This is a genomic window from Enterobacter sp. CPE_E890, from assembly GCF_046521475.1.
Classification (GTDB): domain Bacteria; phylum Pseudomonadota; class Gammaproteobacteria; order Enterobacterales; family Enterobacteriaceae; genus Enterobacter; species Enterobacter adelaidei.
This window is the reverse complement of sequence record NZ_JBKFZW010000001.1, coordinates 1,175,993-1,194,881: the sequence shown is the minus strand read 5'-3', so window position 1 is coordinate 1,194,881 and position 18,889 is coordinate 1,175,993. Positions and strand designations below refer to the sequence as shown.

Annotated in this window: 31 protein-coding genes, 1 tRNA gene and 1 pseudogene; 28 read left to right on the top strand and 5 right to left on the bottom strand. The window is 50.2% G+C overall.

All coding sequences use genetic code 11. The features are described from left to right. Positions 1-95 precede the first annotated feature (95 nt). Positions 96-1,043 (top strand): P63C domain-containing protein, encoded by a 948-nt coding sequence (locus tag ACLHV9_RS05850; protein WP_062677036.1) that lies wholly within the window; start codon positions 96-98, stop codon positions 1,041-1,043. A gap of 29 nt (positions 1,044-1,072) precedes the next feature. Here ACLHV9_RS05850 and ACLHV9_RS05845 read toward each other — a convergent pair whose 3' ends face one another. After that, positions 1,073-1,279: a hypothetical protein gene (locus ACLHV9_RS05845; RefSeq protein WP_407220253.1), complete on the bottom strand. Its 207-nt coding sequence runs from the start codon at positions 1,277-1,279 to the stop codon at positions 1,073-1,075. A gap of 331 nt (positions 1,280-1,610) precedes the next feature. Here ACLHV9_RS05845 and ACLHV9_RS05840 point away from each other — a divergent pair, with 331 nt between their 5' ends. From ACLHV9_RS05840 to ACLHV9_RS05725, 24 genes and pseudogenes are all read left to right on the top strand, one after another. Next, a complete protein-coding gene (locus tag ACLHV9_RS05840; RefSeq protein WP_407220252.1) occupies positions 1,611-1,994 on the top strand; it encodes an antitermination protein in 384 nt (127 codons plus the stop codon). Between the two features lie 8 nt (positions 1,995-2,002). Next, entirely contained in the window at positions 2,003-2,305 is a 303-nt protein-coding gene (locus ACLHV9_RS05835) for a hypothetical protein (protein WP_248046929.1), read from the top strand. A gap of 46 nt (positions 2,306-2,351) precedes the next feature. Then, the gene (locus ACLHV9_RS05830; RefSeq protein WP_407220251.1) at positions 2,352-2,633 is read left to right on the top strand and encodes a hypothetical protein; all 282 of its coding nucleotides are present in this window, start codon (positions 2,352-2,354) and stop codon (positions 2,631-2,633) included. Then, positions 2,633-2,938, top strand: coding sequence for a hypothetical protein (locus ACLHV9_RS05825; protein WP_407220250.1), 306 nt, complete (start codon positions 2,633-2,635; stop codon positions 2,936-2,938). Before ACLHV9_RS05830 ends, ACLHV9_RS05825 begins: the two co-directional genes overlap by 1 nt. A gap of 142 nt (positions 2,939-3,080) precedes the next feature. Next, positions 3,081-3,335: a hypothetical protein gene (locus ACLHV9_RS05820; protein ID WP_407220249.1), complete on the top strand. Its 255-nt coding sequence runs from the start codon at positions 3,081-3,083 to the stop codon at positions 3,333-3,335. An 85-nt stretch (positions 3,336-3,420) separates the two neighbouring features. Next, a complete protein-coding gene (locus ACLHV9_RS05815; protein ID WP_121782644.1) occupies positions 3,421-3,555 on the top strand; it encodes a hypothetical protein in 135 nt (44 codons plus the stop codon). Then, positions 3,540-3,686 carry a host cell division inhibitory peptide Kil gene (locus tag ACLHV9_RS05810; RefSeq protein ID WP_063448780.1) on the top strand — a complete coding sequence of 49 codons (147 nt, stop codon included), beginning with the start codon at positions 3,540-3,542 and terminating at the stop codon, positions 3,684-3,686. The genes ACLHV9_RS05815 and ACLHV9_RS05810 overlap by 16 nt, the downstream gene beginning before the upstream one ends. Before the next feature lie 93 nt (positions 3,687-3,779). After that, entirely contained in the window at positions 3,780-4,076 is a 297-nt protein-coding gene (locus ACLHV9_RS05805; protein ID WP_407220248.1) for a hypothetical protein, read from the top strand. Beyond that, positions 4,073-4,894 carry a PD-(D/E)XK nuclease-like domain-containing protein gene (locus ACLHV9_RS05800; protein ID WP_407220247.1) on the top strand — a complete coding sequence of 274 codons (822 nt, stop codon included), beginning with the start codon at positions 4,073-4,075 and terminating at the stop codon, positions 4,892-4,894. The genes ACLHV9_RS05805 and ACLHV9_RS05800 overlap by 4 nt, the downstream gene beginning before the upstream one ends. Beyond that, positions 4,894-5,463 carry a hypothetical protein gene (locus ACLHV9_RS05795; RefSeq protein ID WP_407220246.1) on the top strand — a complete coding sequence of 190 codons (570 nt, stop codon included), beginning with the start codon at positions 4,894-4,896 and terminating at the stop codon, positions 5,461-5,463. Before ACLHV9_RS05800 ends, ACLHV9_RS05795 begins: the two co-directional genes overlap by 1 nt. Before the next feature lie 38 nt (positions 5,464-5,501). After that, the gene (locus ACLHV9_RS05790; RefSeq protein ID WP_407220245.1) at positions 5,502-5,741 is read left to right on the top strand and encodes a hypothetical protein; all 240 of its coding nucleotides are present in this window, start codon (positions 5,502-5,504) and stop codon (positions 5,739-5,741) included. Next, positions 5,738-5,911: a DUF2737 family protein gene (locus tag ACLHV9_RS05785; protein WP_407220244.1), complete on the top strand. Its 174-nt coding sequence runs from the start codon at positions 5,738-5,740 to the stop codon at positions 5,909-5,911. The genes ACLHV9_RS05790 and ACLHV9_RS05785 overlap by 4 nt, the downstream gene beginning before the upstream one ends. Next, positions 5,908-6,456: a hypothetical protein gene (locus ACLHV9_RS05780; protein ID WP_407220243.1), complete on the top strand. Its 549-nt coding sequence runs from the start codon at positions 5,908-5,910 to the stop codon at positions 6,454-6,456. Before ACLHV9_RS05785 ends, ACLHV9_RS05780 begins: the two co-directional genes overlap by 4 nt. After that, positions 6,453-6,656, top strand: a complete 204-nt coding sequence (locus ACLHV9_RS05775; protein ID WP_407220242.1) for a hypothetical protein — start codon at positions 6,453-6,455, stop codon at positions 6,654-6,656. Before ACLHV9_RS05780 ends, ACLHV9_RS05775 begins: the two co-directional genes overlap by 4 nt. Beyond that, positions 6,653-7,174: a hypothetical protein gene (locus ACLHV9_RS05770; protein ID WP_407220241.1), complete on the top strand. Its 522-nt coding sequence runs from the start codon at positions 6,653-6,655 to the stop codon at positions 7,172-7,174. The genes ACLHV9_RS05775 and ACLHV9_RS05770 overlap by 4 nt, the downstream gene beginning before the upstream one ends. Next, positions 7,171-7,701, top strand: coding sequence for an ead/Ea22-like family protein (locus ACLHV9_RS05765; protein ID WP_407220240.1), 531 nt, complete (start codon positions 7,171-7,173; stop codon positions 7,699-7,701). Before ACLHV9_RS05770 ends, ACLHV9_RS05765 begins: the two co-directional genes overlap by 4 nt. Positions 7,702-7,703: 2 nt before the next feature. After that, positions 7,704-7,880: a hypothetical protein gene (locus ACLHV9_RS05760; protein WP_167347074.1), complete on the top strand. Its 177-nt coding sequence runs from the start codon at positions 7,704-7,706 to the stop codon at positions 7,878-7,880. Between the two features lie 10 nt (positions 7,881-7,890). Then, positions 7,891-8,916: a DUF551 domain-containing protein gene (locus ACLHV9_RS05755; RefSeq protein WP_407220239.1), complete on the top strand. Its 1,026-nt coding sequence runs from the start codon at positions 7,891-7,893 to the stop codon at positions 8,914-8,916. Further along, complete coding sequence (locus tag ACLHV9_RS05750; protein WP_407220238.1) at positions 8,913-9,170, top strand: hypothetical protein; 258 nt, start codon at positions 8,913-8,915, stop codon at positions 9,168-9,170. The genes ACLHV9_RS05755 and ACLHV9_RS05750 overlap by 4 nt, the downstream gene beginning before the upstream one ends. 146 nt (positions 9,171-9,316) lie before the next feature. Continuing rightward, a complete protein-coding gene (locus ACLHV9_RS05745) occupies positions 9,317-9,517 on the top strand; it encodes a hypothetical protein (protein WP_407220237.1) in 201 nt (66 codons plus the stop codon). Positions 9,518-9,528: 11 nt separating this feature from the next. Beyond that, complete coding sequence (locus ACLHV9_RS05740; protein WP_129324767.1) at positions 9,529-9,852, top strand: hypothetical protein; 324 nt, start codon at positions 9,529-9,531, stop codon at positions 9,850-9,852. A 34-nt stretch (positions 9,853-9,886) separates the two neighbouring features. Next, positions 9,887-10,096, top strand: coding sequence for a hypothetical protein (locus tag ACLHV9_RS05735; RefSeq protein WP_129324768.1), 210 nt, complete (start codon positions 9,887-9,889; stop codon positions 10,094-10,096). Positions 10,097-10,098: 2 nt separating this feature from the next. After that, a pseudogene (locus ACLHV9_RS05730) lies at positions 10,099-10,194 on the top strand (helix-turn-helix domain-containing protein); the annotation flags it as partial. Positions 10,195-10,325: 131 nt separating this feature from the next. Further along, positions 10,326-11,489, top strand: coding sequence for a tyrosine-type recombinase/integrase (locus tag ACLHV9_RS05725; RefSeq protein ID WP_407220236.1), 1,164 nt, complete (start codon positions 10,326-10,328; stop codon positions 11,487-11,489). A gap of 15 nt (positions 11,490-11,504) precedes the next feature. Here the strand turns inward: ACLHV9_RS05725 and ACLHV9_RS05720 are convergent. After that, positions 11,505-11,581: transfer RNA gene (locus ACLHV9_RS05720), tRNA-Arg, on the bottom strand. Positions 11,582-11,859: 278 nt separating this feature from the next. Here ACLHV9_RS05720 and ACLHV9_RS05715 point away from each other — a divergent pair. The 3 genes from ACLHV9_RS05715 to fimZ all read left to right on the top strand — a co-directional run bounded on the left by ACLHV9_RS05715 (position 11,860) and on the right by fimZ (position 14,744). Next, positions 11,860-12,558, top strand: a complete 699-nt coding sequence (locus ACLHV9_RS05715) for an EAL domain-containing protein (protein ID WP_028018415.1) — start codon at positions 11,860-11,862, stop codon at positions 12,556-12,558. 24 nt (positions 12,559-12,582) lie between these two features. Then, positions 12,583-13,311 carry a helix-turn-helix transcriptional regulator gene (locus tag ACLHV9_RS05710; protein ID WP_108090665.1) on the top strand — a complete coding sequence of 243 codons (729 nt, stop codon included), beginning with the start codon at positions 12,583-12,585 and terminating at the stop codon, positions 13,309-13,311. An 800-nt stretch (positions 13,312-14,111) separates the two neighbouring features. Then, positions 14,112-14,744: a fimbria biosynthesis transcriptional regulator FimZ gene (gene fimZ, locus ACLHV9_RS05705; protein ID WP_049007446.1), complete on the top strand. Its 633-nt coding sequence runs from the start codon at positions 14,112-14,114 to the stop codon at positions 14,742-14,744. A 51-nt stretch (positions 14,745-14,795) separates the two neighbouring features. Here the strand turns inward: fimZ and sfmF are convergent, their stop codons facing one another. The 3 genes from sfmF to ACLHV9_RS05690 are packed head-to-tail and all read right to left on the bottom strand — an operon-like array spanning position 14,796 to position 18,888. Next, positions 14,796-15,317, bottom strand: coding sequence for a fimbria assembly protein (sfmF, locus tag ACLHV9_RS05700; protein ID WP_108090666.1), 522 nt, complete (start codon positions 15,315-15,317; stop codon positions 14,796-14,798). 9 nt (positions 15,318-15,326) lie between these two features. Continuing rightward, positions 15,327-16,334 (bottom strand): type 1 fimbria D-mannose specific adhesin FimH, encoded by a 1,008-nt coding sequence (gene fimH, locus ACLHV9_RS05695; protein ID WP_108090667.1) that lies wholly within the window; start codon positions 16,332-16,334, stop codon positions 15,327-15,329. Beyond that, on the bottom strand, positions 16,327-18,888 hold the full coding sequence (locus tag ACLHV9_RS05690) for a fimbrial biogenesis usher protein (RefSeq protein WP_028018409.1): 2,562 nt from the start codon (positions 18,886-18,888) through the stop codon (positions 16,327-16,329). The genes fimH and ACLHV9_RS05690 overlap by 8 nt, the downstream gene beginning before the upstream one ends. Position 18,889: the final 1 nt, after the last annotated feature.

Below are 18,889 nucleotides of genomic sequence, written 5' to 3'. Positions count from 1 at the left end.
GATAACTTTTCTTGCTAATTAGCGAATTAGCTAGAGATTGCTGCATATTCAATTTTTAGCTACATTCTTTTCGTACCCAACCGAAAGGAAATGCTATGGACAACAAAGAACGCTCGAAAAAAGCTGCTGCAATCTCTGCCGTGGTTAGATCTGCTCCCAAGCCTACTCATACAGGACTAATGTCAACTGGTGTATCCTGCGCCGTTCTTCCCGATGGAAGACGAGTTGTCTCGATGCAAGGGAATAACGGCCTTGCAGAAACGTTTGGTGTTTCAGTTGGCTCGAAAATGCCTAGATGGGTTCCAGGTGGAGAAAAAGGTCAGCTTCCTTATGTTTTACAAGCAACAGAACTGCAACCATACATTTCTGAAGAGCTTAGAGACGCAATTTCTGAGCCGATCGTCTTTAAGAATACGTCAGGTGTAGGTGCTGCATATGGGCTTGACGCAACTCTGCTTCCTGAGTTATGCGAGGTTTGGTTAGCAGCAGAAAAAGACGGCGCACTAAAGCAACGACATCATCTTAATACTGCAAGAAAAGCAGAAGCGCTATACAAAGCTTTAGCACGCGTAGGAGCGGTTGCCCTTGTAGATGAAGCGACAGGATATCAAAAAGAGCGTGAACGCGATGAACTTGCTAAGTTGCTTGAACAGTTCATTGCTAAAGAGATGCGCCCTTGGGTAAAAGTGTATCCGCCAGAGTTTTTTGAAGAGTTATGTCGACTTAGAGGCGTTCCCTTTAAAGCCAATATGAGAAAGCCACAATATTTCGGCCACTTGGTTAATAATATAACCTATGACCGAATGGCTCCTGACCTGAAGGCGATCCTGAAAGAAGAGCGTGCAAAAGCAAACAAGCAAGGGGCTAAAATGCACCAGTTTCTTTCCGAAGGCGTTGGCAACGAGATGCTTCAGAAGCGATTTGCAGGGATCGTGACTCTAATGAAAGTTTGCGATAATTATGATGATTTTATTGAGCTTCTAGATAGGGTTCATCCGGTGCTGAAAGGATCTGATCTTGATGTGATAGACGTTGTAGAATAATCGTTCAACCCGGCCACCGTGCCGGGTTTTTATTGCCCTCTCGACACCTCCAGCACATCCAGCGCCAGCTCTACAGCCAAATCCACCTGCTCATCCTGCCATAGGATCTGAATTATCTCTATCAGCGCCTCTCTTGAAGGCTCGCGCTGCTCTACCAGTACCTGCATAACAGCCGTGCCAAGTATCTCAATCACCTGCGGGTGAAGCTCCGCAAAGAATTCATCTTCGCTTTTCATACCAATCCCTCGCTCATTTTTCACTCGTAGCAGTATCGCACGAAGCTTTTATGAAAATAAATAACCATGAAATACATACACATAACCATTTGCGGTAATAAAATATCTCTCGCGGTGTTGACTGCAATACCACTCGCGGTGATACTAAGCACATCAGCAGGACGCACTACTCACCAGGACGGTGAACCTACAACGATTCAGAGATGAATCTACGAGGCTGAAAAGCCTAACAACCAAAGTGAACTTTGGGATGCGATGAAATGCAGCCCATTGAGGCAAGCCGAAGATAAGCACCGGCCTTCGCATCACCAAAGTTCATCAGGAGGTCACTATGACACGCAGAACAGCTTTCAATGGCTCAGCATCAGGTCGTCGTCGTGAGCGTCGTGCAGCGCTCCAGAATGAGATTACGGCAAGCTCGGAAGTACTGCACCGCCCTACTCTCAGTCGTGCGCAGATTCAGGCTAAAGGTAATCACGAAACACCTAAGCGCATCGAAGACGCTAAGCCGATCAAGTTCATGGTGCAGGATGCGTTCTGGCAGTTGGAAGAATACAAGCGTCAGATTGAGCGTGCGGCGATCGTTTTTGAGAATGAAATCCGCAAGCCAACTGACAGCAAAAATCATCGCACCTACTACCGGGACGCTAACCCGCTCGGGAATAAAATCCATGCAGTTCAGCGCATGAAGCTGAGCAGTAAGCCACTTGTTTGAGGTGATGTATGGCTCAGTACGCAATATTCGAACTCTCAATGCCTAACCGAGGCTCGTGGAATGGCGGCTGGTCTGGCGAACGAGATAAATATGTCAGACATCGTCAACTACCGCTAAAAGGTTCCCCGAACGTAAAAAATGGCTCCAATCATTACTACAACTTCGGGGATGGTTGGGGAGCAAACATTAGCGTGACGATTGTTGATGGCGTTAAAGCTAAAAACCAGGCCATCAAGGGTAGCAAGGGATTCTGTGGTTACGAATGGATGATAGACAGCATCGTTAATCACGGAAAGATAATTTCAGACTGAGGCCGCATAGTCGGCCTTCTTTTGGCAGCAAGCCACAGAGGTGAATATGAAACATACACCAGGTCCATGGTCAGTAAATGTTATTGGTCAGCACTGGAACAATAAATCACTGAAACACATTGAGGTCACGTTTGGTCAAGATGGAGAGTGTATTTGCGACACAGTTTACAACCCATCTGATGCAAAGCTTATCTCCGCAGCGCCTGACCTTTTGAATGCCCTGCAAGCGATACTTAACAAGGCATACAAGCAGAACTGGAATGAACAATATCCAGATGAAGTATCAAAAGCACAGGCAGCCATCAGCAAGGCTCTTGGGGAGGAGTGATGAAACGTTCAGATGCAGATGTAATCAGCCAAAAGTCATACAGCAGCGCAGAAACTCGTAACACAGTATCGCACTTACAAGCAGCCGAATCGCTACATGAAATCTCAGTAAAAACACCGACTCTGCGTGATTACTTCGCTGCTAAGTTTGCGGTTGTGTATATCGGAAACTGCTATTCGCACCCAGCGTTAGATGCCTACAAGATGGCGGACAAAATGCTGGAAGCGCGAAATATGTCTACTGAAGACATTGAAGCATATGAAAAGAAACTTGCTGAGGATATGGGCGAAGACATTCCATGGTAATGCACCTAATGACCATTCAAACAGTGGTCATTGTGAGCCAATCCGCGCTCGTACTATCGGAGACGATTCGATAGTTCTGATTAAATACCTTGTTGTCTGATTTGCCCCGCTAGTCGGGGCTTCTTTTTGCCTGGAGGAAAGTATGGAAATCGACGTTCGCAAAGTTGCAACTTATTCATCAAATGGTGGATGGAGAGAAGTAACCGTTAAAGAAGATAACACGACCATTAAGTTCGACTTAAATACCATCAGCGAGATTGAGGAATTTTTCCATCACCTTTTAGATACCGCCTTTGCTGAGATGGAAATGGATGAAATCATCGCCTACCTAACAGAAAACGGATACAGCGACGAGATTATTGAGCGTTACGAAGAAGAGAAATCAGAAGCCGCCTGAGTGCGGCTTTTTCATATCCGCATATCAACAGAGATTCACGAGTCTCTATCGCTATGCAATCACACACAACATAAGGAACCAGCCCATGATGCAACTAAGCCTCGCGGGTAGCGGCGTCATGTCCGCTTATTTCCCCGCTGAATCCGAATTATCCAAACGTGTTCGCCGTCTCATTCGTGCTGCCCGTAAGCACCTGGAGGGTTTATGTCACCAGTTATAAATCACAGCCTGCTCAAAGCAGCTCAGAGCAAAGCGGTAATTGCTCGCTATCTCGGTAACGCTCAGATGTGGCTGCAGGCCAATGAGCAGATGAAGTCAGCAGTTGGCATGCCGTGGTATCGCAAATCATGAGCATTGCAGATACCTGGTCAGAAGATGCATTTGTCCGCCTTATGCAGGACATGTTGAAACAGCAGAAAGAGGATGCAGAAGATGCGCCTGACGATGACAGACAAAACAGAGATTAAGCAAATCATCGCGCATCTTAGCGATGATGACCACGCGAAGATTGATAAGCAGGTTGAGATGCTGTGCGCGAACATGCGCCCGGTGCTCAACATGCTGGAATCACATAAACCTGACGACCACACGAAAGCTGCCGTTGAGTGGCTTGGCGAAGACGACTGCAACTATCAGGAATTCGCTGGCGAGGTTATGTGGGACATATTCAGACCGCGCGTAGAGGTTGAGTATGCGATTGGCATATTCCTGCGCCGTCATACTTTCGAGGATGCAGCATGAAACCTGGCGTCTATTACGGAATGTCGAACGAGGACTATCACGCTGATGAGGCAATAGGTTCTACGACAGTCAAGGCAATCAGTGTCAGTCCTGCAAATCACTTCTTCAAAAAATTCACCGGTAGCAAATCGGCGCACATTGGAAGTGCGATTCATGCGGCTCTTCTAGAGCCTGATATTTTCCGATATCGATATGCAAAGCGCGGCGAAATAACATCCCGTGCTAGCAAGGAGTACAAGGAAGTAGTCAAGCAATTTCCTGCTGATTTCATTCTTATTGGTAGCGAAGTCGATACGGTGCAGAGGATGTATGAATCGTCTCGCCTGAACGATGACTTTATGGACTACATGAACACCAATGGATGCTCTGAAGTGTCCATGTTTGCTGAATGCCCAGAAACAGGCCTGATGCTTAAGTGCCGATTCGACAGACTATCTGACACTCTCTCCTACCCCCTCGACGTTAAGAGCTGCAGAGACGCATCTGAGCACGGATTCAGTAACGCCTTCGGTCAATACAAATACCACATTCAGGCAGCCTTCTATCTCTACGTTCTCAAGCTGGCGACTGGAATCGAATACAACCAGTTTGCCTTCTTCGCTATCGAGAACTCGCCGCCATATCGCAATTGCATGTACTACATCGGCGAGGAATCGCTTGAGCTTGGTTATCGCGAGATGTTTGCGGCATTAGGCAAGCTCGTAGCCTGCAAAGAAGACGACGCTATGAAGTACGAAGGAATTGTACTTCCATCCAACGAAATTAACGTTCCGGCCTATTTGCTGGATAACGAATACGATGACGAGGTAATTCTCTAATGGACCTTTCACGCACAATCATTCCGAAGTCAGACCAGCTCAACTTCGAAGATGTTCAGACTCAGAGCATTACGGCGGTTATCAAAGCTGTTCGCGCTGGTAACTCGGAGCAGCCTGTATTCATCGACCTGGAAGGTTACGATGGCCGCCCTTACAAGCCGTCTAAATCGATGCGTCGCGTGTTAATCGGCGGATGGGGTGCAGATGGTCACTCATGGGTTGGACGCTCACTTACGCTGATTGGTGATGCCTCTGTGAGGTTCGGTGGAGTTGCAGTAGGCGGCATCAAGATTTATGCGATGAGCGACGTTGAGGTTGATTTCTCAATGATGCTGTCGGTGTCGCGCGGAAAGCGCCAGGAGCATCGGGTTCGCAGACTTGAGGTTAAGCAACAAGCTACACCTGAAACAGCGCTGAAGTGGTTCTCTGATAACGCGTTAACCATGGATGCAACAAAGCTTGAGGTTGCATACAAACGCACGAAAGGCGTTATCGGAAGTAACGATGAGCTCGTCGCTCAGCTCGATGAAATTCACAACCTACGCAAGGCAGATTTTGAGAAAGAATAATGACCTACCTCCTGTGGGAATCATGGGAGGAGGACTTCTTGCGCGAAGTTGCTACCACCATGGAGCCAAAGCTAATAGCGGAAAAGCTTGAGCGTTCTGAAATGTCGATATGGAGCAAGGCTGGAAGATTGGGCATCAAGTTAATCTCCAGCGACAACAAGCCATGGAGCAAAAAGGAATTAGCTCTCTTTTCATCGCACTCTCCCAATGAAATCGCAGAAGTCACCTCCCGTTCAATCTATTCAGTCAGAGCAAAATTATCGAGGCTGCCATCATGATCGGAAATTACTACGACCCATTCATCACTCCCAATGAGCTTATCGCCGGACACCGTTTCAAACCCATCAACGATATCCCATGCGAAGAGATGCTGAAGCGTCAATCATTCCCCAGCGTGAACGAGAACAAATTCCTGACAGCGTGGTTAAACCAGAGGGCGAAGAAATGAAATTATTTGAGATGGAAGGTTTCCTGCGTGGCAAGTGCTTGCCTGGCGACATGAAGGTTAACGAAACGAACGCTGAATACCTGGTGCGTAAGTTCACAGAGTTAGAGCAGAAGCTTGCAGAGTCTCAGCGCGCTCTGCGTGCAGAGACTACTGCTCACGAGAATCTGCAGATGCAGGTTGAGAAGATGGCTGCGGAGAATGCGGGGCTGAAGGCAGCGTTTGATAAGCCTCAAGCCTATCTGTCCTGGCACGCCATTCCACCAACCTGGGAAGACCCTCTCCCATGCGGTGAATACCTTGATGTTCATGATGATGATGGCCACAAGAATTCTGACGGTACTGATTGCTGGCCTGTTTTCGCCAAACCTGAAATCAAAACCCCGGCTACCGACGCTTTCCTGGCTGAGGTGCGGGCGCAGGGTGTGGAGATGTTAGTTAAGCACTGCGAGCAGAAAGCGCTGGAAAAATCCTATGACTTCTTCATGGATGCCGGAGCGGTTGCAGCACAGTTCGCCGCCCAGCTTCGCAAAGGAGTGCAGTCATGACACGCATCCGTAACTTTGGCTGGAATCGCCTCAAGCTGGCAACTCTGTCATACGAAGAGATAAGCACTCTCGAAGAGCAGGTTAAGCAGGAACACGCCTGTATCGATGGCATCCACATGTACGACAAAGCAGGCCGTGACAAGCTCGATGCTCTGAGCTGGGCTGTATACAACAAGCAGAAAAAAGGAGTGCAGTCATGAGCGAAGAATTGAAAGTTATCGCAGTGGTTCAGATTAATAACAGAGAGGCGCTGGTGTTGAATCGTCCGCTAAATTTTGTCTATGACGAGATTGGAAGAGATTTAATCGGCAGTGACGGTCCATTTAAACGCCCGCTTCTGTATTCGCCAGCAAGTGCAGCCTTCAAAGCTTTTGCCGGGAGTGAAATGACGCTAAATATGCGGGATGGAAGCCAGCGGAAAGTTAAAGACCACTGGTGGTCTGGTTGCCTGCCTGGGCATCAAGACGTAACCGCCTGCGATTTGGAGTCACTGAAGCGCTGTTACGTATTTTTCGGAGGCATGGCTATCACTCCTGAAGATTATCAGATCTTGCGTGATTCCTACACTGGATGCGTTTACCCGTACTGGGATTACGAAAAGCTGATCAAGTACGACGATATGCGCAAAGACCTTTACCGCAGACTTTTTCACGAACAAAAGCGTGTGAGATCTCTTGTACGCGAAGTGAAGAAGTTGGCTCGGGAGGCCGCCCAATGAGCAACATCGACAAGCGCGCATTGCGTGAATCAGCTAATGCGGCAAACGCTACATCATGGGGTAATTGGGAGTCTTACAAGCCACACAAAGGAGCGCGGGGCTATGAGGTGAAGGTTGGCGTGAAAGCGGTAGCGCAACATTGCCTCAAGGTTGATTCAGTATTCATCGCCGCCGCCAACCCAGCCACCGTGCTGGCGCTGCTGGATGAGCTGGAAGAGTCCGAACGACTGCGCCTGAAGTTCCAGGAAGCTAACTGCGAGCTGTGCCAGAAGCTGGAAGCCGCAGAGAAGATATCCGCCGCACGACTTGGCGCAATAGACACTACCCACAAGATGTTTCAGCGTGAGCGAGACAGGGCAGAGAAAGCAGAGAAGCGGATTGCTGAGCTGGAGCGTAAAGAACAGCACAGTGACCGCCAGTCAGTAATTGATGCGTTGGCTAGTTCAGGTGAGGAATGGAGTGATATCGAAGAATACATGCAGAAGTGGGACGCGGAACGCGCCTCCACAGCCGGTAAAGGGGAGTGAGCATGAAATACGAAATCCCGGAATCAGAAGATATTGAATGGCAGCAGGATATGCTCCGTGAAATAGACTGCGCCCTTGACGTCTTGCGTGATGAGCATGAGCACGCAGTGGTGGTGGAGGAAATCATCAATGATATCACCGCGAGAATAGCATCACTCCGCGCGTACTCTGGATACTGAGGACTAACCCATGAGCACTATTACCAAAGAGCGTCTGCAAAGATTAATTCGTGCAATTGATAGCGGAAATTATGACGAAGAGGAAATCGTTGGGTGGGTAAACTCCGATGAAATTTTAGAGCTGGCGCGTATCGCGCTGGCATCGCTCGAAGCGGAGGCGTCGGGGCGAAATCCAGTGCTGGCCTATGCAGACAGTTATCGCGATATGGCTAATCAGGGTGTTGAATCTATTCCGGTATGGAGCGTAATTACCGACCTGGAAAGAAATATCGCCCCGCTATTCACCGCCCCGCCACCGCCGCTATCTGTGCCCGCTGCGATGGAAATGGATGATAACTTTGACAGCGCGTTTGAACACGGAAAAGCTGTCGGCTGGAACTCCTATCGCGCAGCCATGCTTCAGGGTGCAGATGGTACCCTCACCAATGAAGGTACCATACCAGTCACGCAATTTAAGCCGGTAGCAGACCTGTACGGCTTAACCTCACCAACTGGCTGCGAAACATCATTCACTTTCGACGCTGTTGAAGCTCGCGATTTCATTGATGGCGGTTGGTCATGTCAGGAGTACGTGGAGCTTGAACGCTTTCAGGAAGCGATAACCAACCATACCGAGGATAAGCTCGCTATGGTCGACCATTCCGGTGACTCCAACAATATGGTTGAACCTGTAACGACGGCTTACAAGTTGCCAGATGATTTCGACTTCGACCGATTCAACGATGTCGTGTGGCTGGAGGCTGTGGCAAGCAATCCACACATGCATTCACTGACTACATCGATCATCGCTATGGTCGCTTTGGAGCTGAACAGGAAGTTAGCCGATTGCAACTCTCCGGTGATTCCGGATGGTTGGGTGGCTTGCAGTGAGCGGATGCCGGAAGTTGGTAGCACAATAATGGTGTTCATGGATAAACCTCAGCACTCAGCCACCGACTATGCCATCACCACTTTCGACAAGTATGGGTTTAGCCGAGCTAAAGTCACCCACTGGCAACCACTGCCAGCAGCACCGCAGCAGGAGGTGAAGCCGTGATTACATCAACCACTGCCATCGTATGGCATTCATCAGTTAAGGGTCGCCGTTACCTATCCCGACGCGCCGCTATAGAGGCCGAGGCGAGGGCAATAATTTACAGGCTCTATCCACCTGAAAAGCCCGAATTCGACAACGTTGGCATGACATATCCTGGCTACGACATTAAGAATGATGACCCCGAGCGTTACGAAAAGCTTCATCGTCGCATCAAGCGGCTCATTGAGAGAAGCGCGGAGGCCAGAAATGCCTAACCCATTCGACGCATAACAAACCCGCACCTAGCGGGTTTTTCTTTATCCGGAGTCACCATGCACGCCAATCCAATTATCTGGCTCATAGTCGGCATTATGGCTCTGAGCGCTATCCCTTCACTCATTCACATGTCAGAGGGCTTGTTATGGCTAAATTTGCTGTGGGCGCGTTAGTGCAGCTTAAGTCTGGAGGCATCAGAGGGGTGGTTGAGAGCCAGATTGAGCCGGATAGCGACCATACGAAAGCGTGGGTGCGTTGGGATGACGGCAACTACTCGGTGCATCACGAACACGAACTTCGCGCGGCTACTGTTGATGAGCCTCGCGTGTATAAGAAATTAGCGTAAGGAGATGAAGAATGCCTAGTTTGACATTCAGCCCAAAGTACATTGGATTCCAAGAATACCAGCCAGACCCGGAAGACCTGTGCTCGTTATGTGGTGGTAATTTTGGCAAGGCAGCCATGATTGAAGGAAAAGACAAGATTCACATCTGCATGGAGTGCGTTGACCTTCTTGGGGTGATTAAGAAGGAGCGAGACGATAAAAGGCGCGATGAGGCCGTGACAGCGCTTCACGATGAATACTTTTCTCATGCACCTATAGATAAGGTGAGAGATGTCCTCTATGAGCTTTACGACGCCATCGCAGCCGGAAAGATTCCACACATCCGCATCGACTAGACCGCCGCAATGGCGGTTTTATTGGAGATAGATAATGTCAGGTAATGAAGAAATCAAAATCGAAGGTGGTTGCGTTTACGAGACTCAGAATATTGATGGTGACAATTCAAAGTTTATCGTTACAGCAGTTGGCCTTTCCCGCGTCCTGTTTGCTGACTTTCCGATGATTAAATTCAACGGAAGTTATCTTGAGTATTGCGTATCAAGGGAAGAATTCCAAAAGCGATTCAAGCCATCGGAGTAACCATGGAATCACACAGCCTCACACTCGATGAGGCCTGTGCATTTCTCAAGATATCCAGACCTACCGCTACCAACTGGATCCGCACAGGCCGCCTTCAGGCAACACGCAAAGACCCTTCAAAACCTAAATCCCCATACCTCACTACACGGCAAGCCTGCATTGCTGCGCTTCAGTCTCCGCTGCATACTGTCGGCGTGAGCGCGGGTGATGGCATTAAAGAGGAAACACAATGTCACTCTTCCGCAGAGGTGAAATATGGTACGCATCGTACTCGCTCCCGGGCGGGAAGCGAATTAAGGAAAGCCTTGGGACTTCCGACAAGCGGCTCGCTACTGAGCTACATGACAAGCGCAAAGCTGAATTGTGGCGAGTAGACCGCTTAGGTGATTTTCCTGATGTAACGTTTGATGATGCATGTATGCGGTGGCTTGAGGAGAAGGCCGAGAAGAAGTCACTGAAAGACGACCGCAGCCGCATGGCGTTCTGGCTGGCACACTTCGAAGGGATTCGATTAAAGGATGTTACGGAGCAAAGGATTTACTCAGCAGTAAACAAGATGAGCAACCGCAAGCTGCTTGAGATATGGAAAATTCAGGCAGCTGCGGCGCAGAAGAATGGACAGCCAGCGCCGGTATATTCAGCTTCCCCCGTCACCACTTCAACCAAGGCCAAGCATCTGGCACTGATGAAGGCTATTCTGCGTGCGGCAGAACGTGACTGGAAATGGCTGGAGAAAGCACCTGTGATTAAGGTTCCTGCAGTAAGGAATAAGCGGGTGCGCTGGCTTGAGCATGAGGAGGCGAAGAGGCTTATTGAGGAATGTCCTGAGCCACTGAAATCGGTTGTTAAGTTTGCGCTGGCAACCGGCCTTCGTCGTTCGAACATCATCAATATGGAATGGCAGCAAATCGACATGCAGCGTCGTGTTGCCTGGGTGAATCCTGAAGACAGTAAATCAAACAGAGCTATTGGCGTAGCGCTGAATGATACAGCATGTAAGGTACTGCGCGATCAGATTGGCAATCATCATAAATGGGTGTTCGTCCACATGAAAGCCGGTGTTCGTCCAGATGGATCAAAGACTCCATCAGTTAGGAAAATGCGGGTGGATGACCAGAGCGCATGGAATGCTGCATGCCGTCGTGCAGGTATTGAGGATTTCAGATTCCACGACCTGAGACACACATGGGCGAGCTGGTTAATTCAGTCCGGTGTGCCGTTATCCGTACTTCAGGAAATGGGCGGCTGGGAAAGCATCGAAATGGTCCGTCGATATGCCCACTTAGCACCTAACCATTTAACTGAGCATGCGAAGCAAATTGACTCTATTTTTGGTGTTGATGTCCCAAATATGTCCCACAACGTAAATAAGGAGGAAGTAAAAGAGGCGTAAGTGCATGATTAATAATGGCACGCCCTGTAGGATTCGAACCTACGACCTACGGCTTAGAAGGCCGTTGCTCTATCCAACTGAGCTAAGGGCGCACTGAGAAGAGTGAACTTCGCGGTGGTGAAACGCGAAGAATTATACGGTCAATGTCAGGTGAGTCAATGCCTTTTCCGTTTTCAGGCCCAATAACGACTAGTCGGTTGTAAATACGGCTGTTTTTTCAACATTATCATCAAATTCACCGTAAAATTATGCGCTGCGAAAAGGCTTAGTGGCATTTAAGTAACGCCTGCTGTTTTCCTGAACGTCACCTCGTCACACTAGTAAGAGGTATCCCGGCCGCCCGGAGGCTGACAGACAACAGGACAATGGAGTGACAGCGCAAAACCTGATCTATACGCCCCCCCAGCTACAGACCCTTTCTCAGGACATCGTCGGCATTAAACTTGAGCCCATTGTCGCCCTCACCTCTTTGCGTCAGATTGGCGCTGAGGTGCTTAGCATCATGTCCGAAACGCGGCACAGTGAGGCGTTTTTCCATCGTCAGTCCGCAGAAGAGTCGATAACCCTGCTTGAAGCGCAGCTTGTCGCGTTAAAAAATACACCGCACTGTCATAACCTTTTTATTAATCTGCCGATAACCGTCCTGACAGAGTCAGAATCTTTTCAGCGACTTATCCGGCTGAGTGGGGCTCCGCTGAATATTGAGATCGTCGATCTCGCGGCTTTTTTGGCGCTGTCTGTTGCACAGAAACAGAGCGTCATTCAGAACCTGCAGCAACTCAGAAGGCAGGGGCACAGCATCTGGCTGGATGATATTGATGAAGTATTAATATCGTCGTTTATATCCTGTCGCCTACCGTTAAGCGGCATCAAGATTGATAAAGAAGCTTTCTGGCGCTTACGCGCCACCCCTGCGCTGAGGCAACTGGTTTCACTTTGCTTTCAGCTTGCCGGGAAAGTGCTTATCGAAGGGATTGAAACTGAGCGCGATCACACCTGGGCACTGCAGGCGGGCGCAGATCTCGGCCAGGGGTATTACTGGCCGTCCTGGACATGGCCGGAGGATTAAAAAGCCATTTCCAGGAGGGAGACCATGCGAATGACAGTGCGCCGTTACAGGCGGCGGCGTACAGGAAGTGATGCATTGGGATTTACGCACTCGCCTTTTGCTCCCCCCTTTTTCGACCGACTCGAATTTTTGAGCCAGTCCATCAGCCAGCCCCGCAAAACAGACGCCCCGTTTATCCTTCTGGTGACGGAGGATCACTTCCTGCGCACCGGTTTTCTCAACGGGCAGTTTCCCCTGAGCAGTTGCTGCGACTACGCCACGCTGGACGATGCCCTTGTCGCTCAGTCGCAGTGGCCATCAGCCCGTCTGGTCGTGGATATTGAAAGCCGGTCCACGGGGCTTCTGGAGAAACTGGATCAGTTGAGACGGCATAGCCTGTTTCCTCCTTTCCTTACGCCCTGGCTGTTGGTCCGGGCCGATAATTATGACACCCGCCTCTTCTGCAAAGCGGCAGGTCCCTTTCATGTGCTCGAACGTCAGCTGAACGCCACTGCGCTCCAGCACAGCCTGCTGGATACCCGCCCCCCGCAGGGTACCGGGAAAGACTGGTTCTCGCGCAATGAATGGCCCATCCTGCAGGAACTTTCCCGGGGCAAGACATTACGTCAGATTGCCCATATGCAGAATCGTCCCTATAGCCGCATTATCTATCGTCTTAGCTGCATCCTGCTGAAACTCGGGCTAAGCCATCGCCAGGAATTGCTGCATCTTCTTAATAATCTCTCAGACTGCACGTTTTCACTCACATCCTAACCCCTTATTTCCTAAAGCGGTTTAGGAATTTACTTACCACTTACGTTGCAAAAATGTTAATTCTTAACAATAAAATCGAAATTATAACTATTCCTAATTTATGGGCGTGAACCTTGTGAAATACCACAAATTGACGAAACAGCAGAACTTTCCTCCATCCGTTAAGTGAATGCAGAAGGCGTTAATAAGATGATAATGATGTAAAAACAAGCAGCTTGGTGACGCCTTCCAGGAGTAAAAAGCGAAGCGGTCAGCATGTTCTCCTGTACAGCAGACACCGTTATCCAGGTCAACGTAAGAACTTTCAGATGAAGGTCTGACGGCCTGTGAGGGTAATTTTTAACCTCTCCACAGCGGGTTCGCCCCTTTAAAAAAGGCGTAATTTTGTTAACAATTAATCAACATACAGAGATATCTGTTATTTTTTGTTATTACATAAAGACGAAAATATGCGGTAAATGAGATACCAGGACATTTCCGCTAATTTTAAAAAATTAGCTATTCAGATCCAGAAGATAATACAAACCAACACACGGATATTAATTTACAGGGTTTTCGGAAAAAACTTACCCTGTATAATAAGATGCGTACCAAATCTGAATAAGAAAAACCTTTTTGCCAACACCAGCCAAATGAGATGACCGCGCTGAGGCATAGTTCTTTTCATTACGTAAACAAGGATGCTTTCGCTCTTTCCAGGGAAATACTTCGGTATAGGGATCTGCACATTATATCCTTCCGGCATTTCGTGAGTTTTACAAAACTCTACATAACGCTTTTAACAATCTGAGGCATTAAAAATGAAACCGGCATCCGTTATCATTATGGACGAACACCCTATTGTCAGAATGTCGATAGAAGTCCTGCTACAGAAAAATAAAAATATCACCGTCAAGCTCAAGTCTGGCGACAGCCATGAAGTCCTTGACTGTATCCGTAATCACCCTATTGATATGGTGATCCTTGACATCGAACTCACCAGTACAGATGCTTTCGCTTTACTAAAGAGAATCAGAAACTTAAATAAAAACATTAAGATTCTGTTCCTCTCGTCGAAATCAGAGTTGTTTTACTCAGGCCGTGCCATTCGAGCCGGGGCAAATGGCTTTGTCAGTAAACGAAAAGACCTGGGTGAGATCTACAATGCCGTAGATATGATCCTGATGGGCTATTCTTTTTTCCCGTCGGAAACGCTGAATTTTATAAATCACCAGGGTTCAGGGAAAGGGATCGCAGTGGATATGCCATTATCGAATCGTGAAGTCACGGTATTACGTTATCTGGCGAATGGATTATCCAATAAGGAAATAGCTGAACAGCTACTATTGAGTAACAAAACCATTAGTGCGCACAAATCCAACATTTATTCCAAGCTGGGCGTGCAAAGTATCGTGGAATTAATTGATTACGCCAAAGCGCACGAACTGCTATAACCTGAATTCACTCCCTGCAGCTTATCTGAGCTGCAGGGAGTGCGGTCAGTGCTAATTATAGTTAATCATGAAAGTGGCATCAGCGTCAGCCTGTCCGGGCTGAGGGTTATCGGCAGTGGCAATATAATTGGCATAAAACGACAGAATTGCATTCCCCTGCGCATCAACCGTGACTGGCTGGCTGGCCTGTTGAAGCGGCAGGCGCGTTTTATCCGCATCCCTGATCTCAACGGCGACATGACTTGCTGTACTGGCGTCATTCAACGCCAGCAACCCGTTATTACTTCCGTCAGCTTTGCCTGAAAACGTGATCGACGCAGCGCCCGGCGGACAGCCAGTCAGCTTCAGCGTGAACGGCATGGGCTGCGTGCGGGTCCCGGTGGAGCTCAGCTGTTTAGTCGGCCAGGTACCCAACGTGACGGTCTTGTCGCTATCGCTCCCCTCTGCTACACAGGTGAAATCGACAATATTGCCGTAGAGTCGAATGTTAATTTCGCCCAACGCGGTTTCCGCCTGAGCTTGTGTGCAAAGCGCAAAGAGCGCCACGGTGATAAAACGGATCCCGTTTCGCATATCGGCTCCTTAGTCGTAATCCACACGCAAATATCCGCGCGAGGTAAAGCGCCCTTCCGCTGGCTTGTTGCCCGTCACGCTCACCGGCCAGACCCGGATCCCCACCTGCGCCTGCGCACTGTCGTCGAGACGGAACGGAATTTTACTCGTCAGGTTGTTGGGCGTGAGCGGCGCACCGCTCTCGTTGGCAATGATGAAGCCTACATCCGGGTTATCGGACACCAGTACATTATCGGAGACCTTTTCAGCCTCGACACGCATCGTCAGCATGGCGTTCGCCTCCACGTTGGTGCATTTAATCGCGATGGTTTTGCTTTGCGATGAGACGCCCTCCGGCTTGTTACCCACGCCCGCTTTGCTGAACAAAGAGGCGCCAATGTCGCCGAAATCAAACTCAACCACATTACCGGCATTGATGGCGCAGCTCTGCGGCACCTGAATAGTTCCGCTGTAGCTGATGGTGTAGACCGGCGTGGTTAACGGATCGGAGGACGTGGTGGTGACGTAAACACGGAACATGGTGGCACGTGGGATCACCACCATATTGATAAAGCGTCGCGTCACTTTAAGGCGGAAAATAAGGCTGGAATCCTGAACACCAAACGGTTTGTTTTTTGAAACGTTCGGATGACTCCCCATCTGGATATAGTTTTTGGGTGGATAAAACGCGCCAGCAAAGCTGTCCGTGATTTTCATCGCCCCGTCAAGATAGTCATTAAGCTTCAGATACTGGTAACCATCGCTGGTCCCGGTGATCGGGTAATCTGTCACATAGCTGCGTTTGGTGGTATTACCGGTCGTGCCCTTTGGGCAGACGGCATTCACCCCTACCCACTGCGATTTCTCGCTGAGCGTCACGACCTGCCCAACCTGGTTATTCGAACTATTAAATTTATCCGTCAGGTCGTAATGCACTTCCGTCGGTACACCTTTTTCATTGACGCACACGGTCGCTAATGCGTTTGTCGCGGGCAGTAACGCCAGAAGCGACAGGGCAAAGATTTGGGTTTTAATCACAGCTGATCCCCTTAAGTGTGATCGCTTGTTGCAGGCTCTGTTCAGGCAAGCTGTAAGGTGCACGGCACTGGGACTGCGCCCCGTTGCCCCACTGGATAAGCAGTTCCCCTTCCAGCGGCAGCCCACTCAGGTAGATCTGCCCGTCATCCCCCACCATGCTGGTGACGCCACTCTGGGTTTCGCGCACCACTGCACCGAACGGCACGGGCTGGTTACCGCGTGTCACCGTCAGCAGGGCTCGCACACCAATACGCGTATCAAAGCTGGCGCGTACCAGCGCGCCTTTGGTTGGCACCACGCTGCTCACGTTGTTTTCTATATCGGTGTTGTTGCTCATGGTGTTGGTATCCAGCGCCACGCGGTTGTAGCGATAGACGGTGGCATATGGCATCACCGCATAGCCTCGCCAGTCGGTTTTCACGCCGGTCTGGTTTTCCACACTGACGCCCGATGCTCCCGGCGCTTTGATCAGTACGTTGGTGTCGCCCAGTGGCTGACTGAAGGTCACCCCGTCGGCATGACCGACAACGCCCCCGGAGAGCTGCCAGTTGAGATCGTGCTGATCGCGTGAGTAGTTATAACCCGCGGCCAACGTGCCGTAAGTCGCCTGCCAGTTGGCACTGGCGCTACCGCTTGAGCCATTATTGCTGGTGTGTCCCTGGGTCACGCTGTAGTTCAGGTTGCGATCCTCCAGCAGCGTACCGCTGACGCCGGTTTGCCAGCTCGTATCGCCATCGCTGTTTCGGCTGGCGGATGCCGTGGCATAGGCGCGGTCAATCGCGCTGTCACGGCGATATCCCTGACGGGTAAAGAGGCTAAACGGCACGGAGACGTTAAACGACGCGATCCGGTCGGTACCTTCTATCCCGACGGATTTGTTCCACGACCAGGAAACGGAGTAGTTGATCCCCTTCACGCCCCCCGCATACCCCAGCTGATACCAGAGGTTTGTCTCGTCGGTTCCCCAGTAGCTCTGCTCGCTGCCGGAGATATATACCGATCCATAATCCCCAAGCGACTGAGATACATTGAGCTGGAAGCGCCCTTTTTTATTCCACGTCAGGTTGTGATAACTCTGCACGTCCGGGACGCTGTTATCATCCTGGTTATCCGCATACTGATAACCTTCCATTGAGCGCCAGGCCACATCGTCCAGGGTGTAAAACCCTTTTGTGGAGTAGCGGTAACCCAGCAACTGGAAGTTGGTGCCGAAGCCGTTGAGTGATTTCGCATAGAGGAAGCGCAGAGACTGTCCTTCATGTTTGCTGTCGTCCGCGAGCTGGCTGCGGGCGTGGGTAATATCGAGCGAAACCGCGCCCCAGTCACCGAGGTTTTTTCCGGCCCCGATAGCCACCGCGGTATAACGAGATGCCAGTTGGGTACCACCGTACAACGTGTAACCATTGGCAAGACCGGTAATCAGGGTTCCCTGAGTAAAGAATGGCGTATCCTGATCGCTGTTACCGCTGCGGTAATCCCCGGCAACAAGATCGTACTTCCAGCGCCCTTCACGCTGCAGGAGCGGTACGGTGGAGTACGGCACGGTATAGCGCTGCTGGGTACCGTCTTTCTCTTCGACCGTCACTTCCAGGTCACCGCTTGAGGAGGTCGGGTTGAGATCGGTAATGGCGAACGCGCCGGGCTGGACATAGCTTTGATAAATGACATAGCCGTTCTGACGCACCACAACTTTAGCTGGCGTCCTGGCAATTCCGCGTACGGTTGGGGCATAGCCCTGCAGGCTGTCAGGGTACATGCTGTCAGATGAAAAGAGCCGTCCGCCGCGAAAACCGACGCTGTCGAAGACATCATTACCGGTATTACTGTCACCCAGCACCAGTTCACTTTTAAGCGGAATAACGGTGCGTTGCGCCCAGGTACCGATATTCTGCCACTCGCTATGTCGCTGCCCGTTATTCTGCGTGTAACGCCATGCGCCATTGTTACGTAAACGCCAGGCGCCATAGTTCAACCCGCTCTGCAGGTTCAGGTAATAACTGTCGTCTTCGCTGCCCCGGTTACCGGTGAAACTGTAGTTCAACAGTGCGGCGGGAATGCCTTCATCCCATTGTTCAGGCGGAATGTAGCCACGGGCGCTGTTCTGCAACGCCACCTGCGGCAGGCTGACGTTCAGACGCTGAGAGGCAAAGTTAAATGTCGTCTCACTACCAGGAATGGCCGTGGTCAGCGGAACGCAGGTATCGCCCTGTACATTTGCCAGTTCAGGAAATGCCGCAACATTGACACCAAAGCGATCGAGCATCGCGCGCGTGATGCACGGCGATAAACCGCCCGCCACTGGCGGGGTGTTTTCGGCTTGCTCAAAACGCACGTCCTGGGTGCCGATAAACTCATCGTTACGCCAGATATCCACACGATAAACGCCGGGTGCCTGCTGGTGACCTTGTTCAAAACGCGACAAATCCGCCACGCTGGCGGTATCGTCGGACAAGAAGGCCGGGTTGAAGTAGCTTTCGCTCCAGCCAGCCTGCGGCCAGAGCGCGGCCATCAGCGCCAGTGCAACCGGGCAGTAACGTCCCAGATGATTTTTCATC

Bases quoted from the DNA above. Each gene is read 5' to 3' on its own strand.
- ACLHV9_RS05850 (WP_062677036.1), top strand. From the start codon at position 96: ATGGACAACAAAGAACGCTCGAAAAAAGCTGCTGCAATCTCTGCCGTG.
- ACLHV9_RS05845 (WP_407220253.1), bottom strand. From the start codon at position 1,279: ATGAAAAGCGAAGATGAATTCTTTGCGGAGCTTCACCCGCAGGTGATT.
- ACLHV9_RS05840 (WP_407220252.1), top strand. From the start codon at position 1,611: ATGACACGCAGAACAGCTTTCAATGGCTCAGCATCAGGTCGTCGTCGT.
- ACLHV9_RS05835 (WP_248046929.1), top strand. From the start codon at position 2,003: ATGGCTCAGTACGCAATATTCGAACTCTCAATGCCTAACCGAGGCTCG.
- ACLHV9_RS05830 (WP_407220251.1), top strand. From the start codon at position 2,352: ATGAAACATACACCAGGTCCATGGTCAGTAAATGTTATTGGTCAGCAC.
- ACLHV9_RS05825 (WP_407220250.1), top strand. From the start codon at position 2,633: ATGAAACGTTCAGATGCAGATGTAATCAGCCAAAAGTCATACAGCAGC.
- ACLHV9_RS05820 (WP_407220249.1), top strand. From the start codon at position 3,081: ATGGAAATCGACGTTCGCAAAGTTGCAACTTATTCATCAAATGGTGGA.
- ACLHV9_RS05815 (WP_121782644.1), top strand. From the start codon at position 3,421: ATGATGCAACTAAGCCTCGCGGGTAGCGGCGTCATGTCCGCTTATTTC.
- ACLHV9_RS05810 (WP_063448780.1), top strand. From the start codon at position 3,540: ATGTCACCAGTTATAAATCACAGCCTGCTCAAAGCAGCTCAGAGCAAA.
- ACLHV9_RS05805 (WP_407220248.1), top strand. From the start codon at position 3,780: ATGACAGACAAAACAGAGATTAAGCAAATCATCGCGCATCTTAGCGAT.
- ACLHV9_RS05800 (WP_407220247.1), top strand. From the start codon at position 4,073: ATGAAACCTGGCGTCTATTACGGAATGTCGAACGAGGACTATCACGCT.
- ACLHV9_RS05795 (WP_407220246.1), top strand. From the start codon at position 4,894: ATGGACCTTTCACGCACAATCATTCCGAAGTCAGACCAGCTCAACTTC.
- ACLHV9_RS05785 (WP_407220244.1), top strand. From the start codon at position 5,738: ATGATCGGAAATTACTACGACCCATTCATCACTCCCAATGAGCTTATC.
- ACLHV9_RS05780 (WP_407220243.1), top strand. From the start codon at position 5,908: ATGAAATTATTTGAGATGGAAGGTTTCCTGCGTGGCAAGTGCTTGCCT.
- ACLHV9_RS05775 (WP_407220242.1), top strand. From the start codon at position 6,453: ATGACACGCATCCGTAACTTTGGCTGGAATCGCCTCAAGCTGGCAACT.
- ACLHV9_RS05770 (WP_407220241.1), top strand. From the start codon at position 6,653: ATGAGCGAAGAATTGAAAGTTATCGCAGTGGTTCAGATTAATAACAGA.
- ACLHV9_RS05765 (WP_407220240.1), top strand. From the start codon at position 7,171: ATGAGCAACATCGACAAGCGCGCATTGCGTGAATCAGCTAATGCGGCA.
- ACLHV9_RS05760 (WP_167347074.1), top strand. From the start codon at position 7,704: ATGAAATACGAAATCCCGGAATCAGAAGATATTGAATGGCAGCAGGAT.
- ACLHV9_RS05755 (WP_407220239.1), top strand. From the start codon at position 7,891: ATGAGCACTATTACCAAAGAGCGTCTGCAAAGATTAATTCGTGCAATT.
- ACLHV9_RS05745 (WP_407220237.1), top strand. From the start codon at position 9,317: ATGGCTAAATTTGCTGTGGGCGCGTTAGTGCAGCTTAAGTCTGGAGGC.
- ACLHV9_RS05740 (WP_129324767.1), top strand. From the start codon at position 9,529: ATGCCTAGTTTGACATTCAGCCCAAAGTACATTGGATTCCAAGAATAC.
- ACLHV9_RS05735 (WP_129324768.1), top strand. From the start codon at position 9,887: ATGTCAGGTAATGAAGAAATCAAAATCGAAGGTGGTTGCGTTTACGAG.
- ACLHV9_RS05725 (WP_407220236.1), top strand. From the start codon at position 10,326: ATGTCACTCTTCCGCAGAGGTGAAATATGGTACGCATCGTACTCGCTC.
- ACLHV9_RS05710 (WP_108090665.1), top strand. From the start codon at position 12,583: ATGCGAATGACAGTGCGCCGTTACAGGCGGCGGCGTACAGGAAGTGAT.
- fimZ (WP_049007446.1), top strand. From the start codon at position 14,112: ATGAAACCGGCATCCGTTATCATTATGGACGAACACCCTATTGTCAGA.
- sfmF (WP_108090666.1), bottom strand. From the start codon at position 15,317: ATGCGAAACGGGATCCGTTTTATCACCGTGGCGCTCTTTGCGCTTTGC.
- ACLHV9_RS05690 (WP_028018409.1), bottom strand. From the start codon at position 18,888: ATGAAAAATCATCTGGGACGTTACTGCCCGGTTGCACTGGCGCTGATG.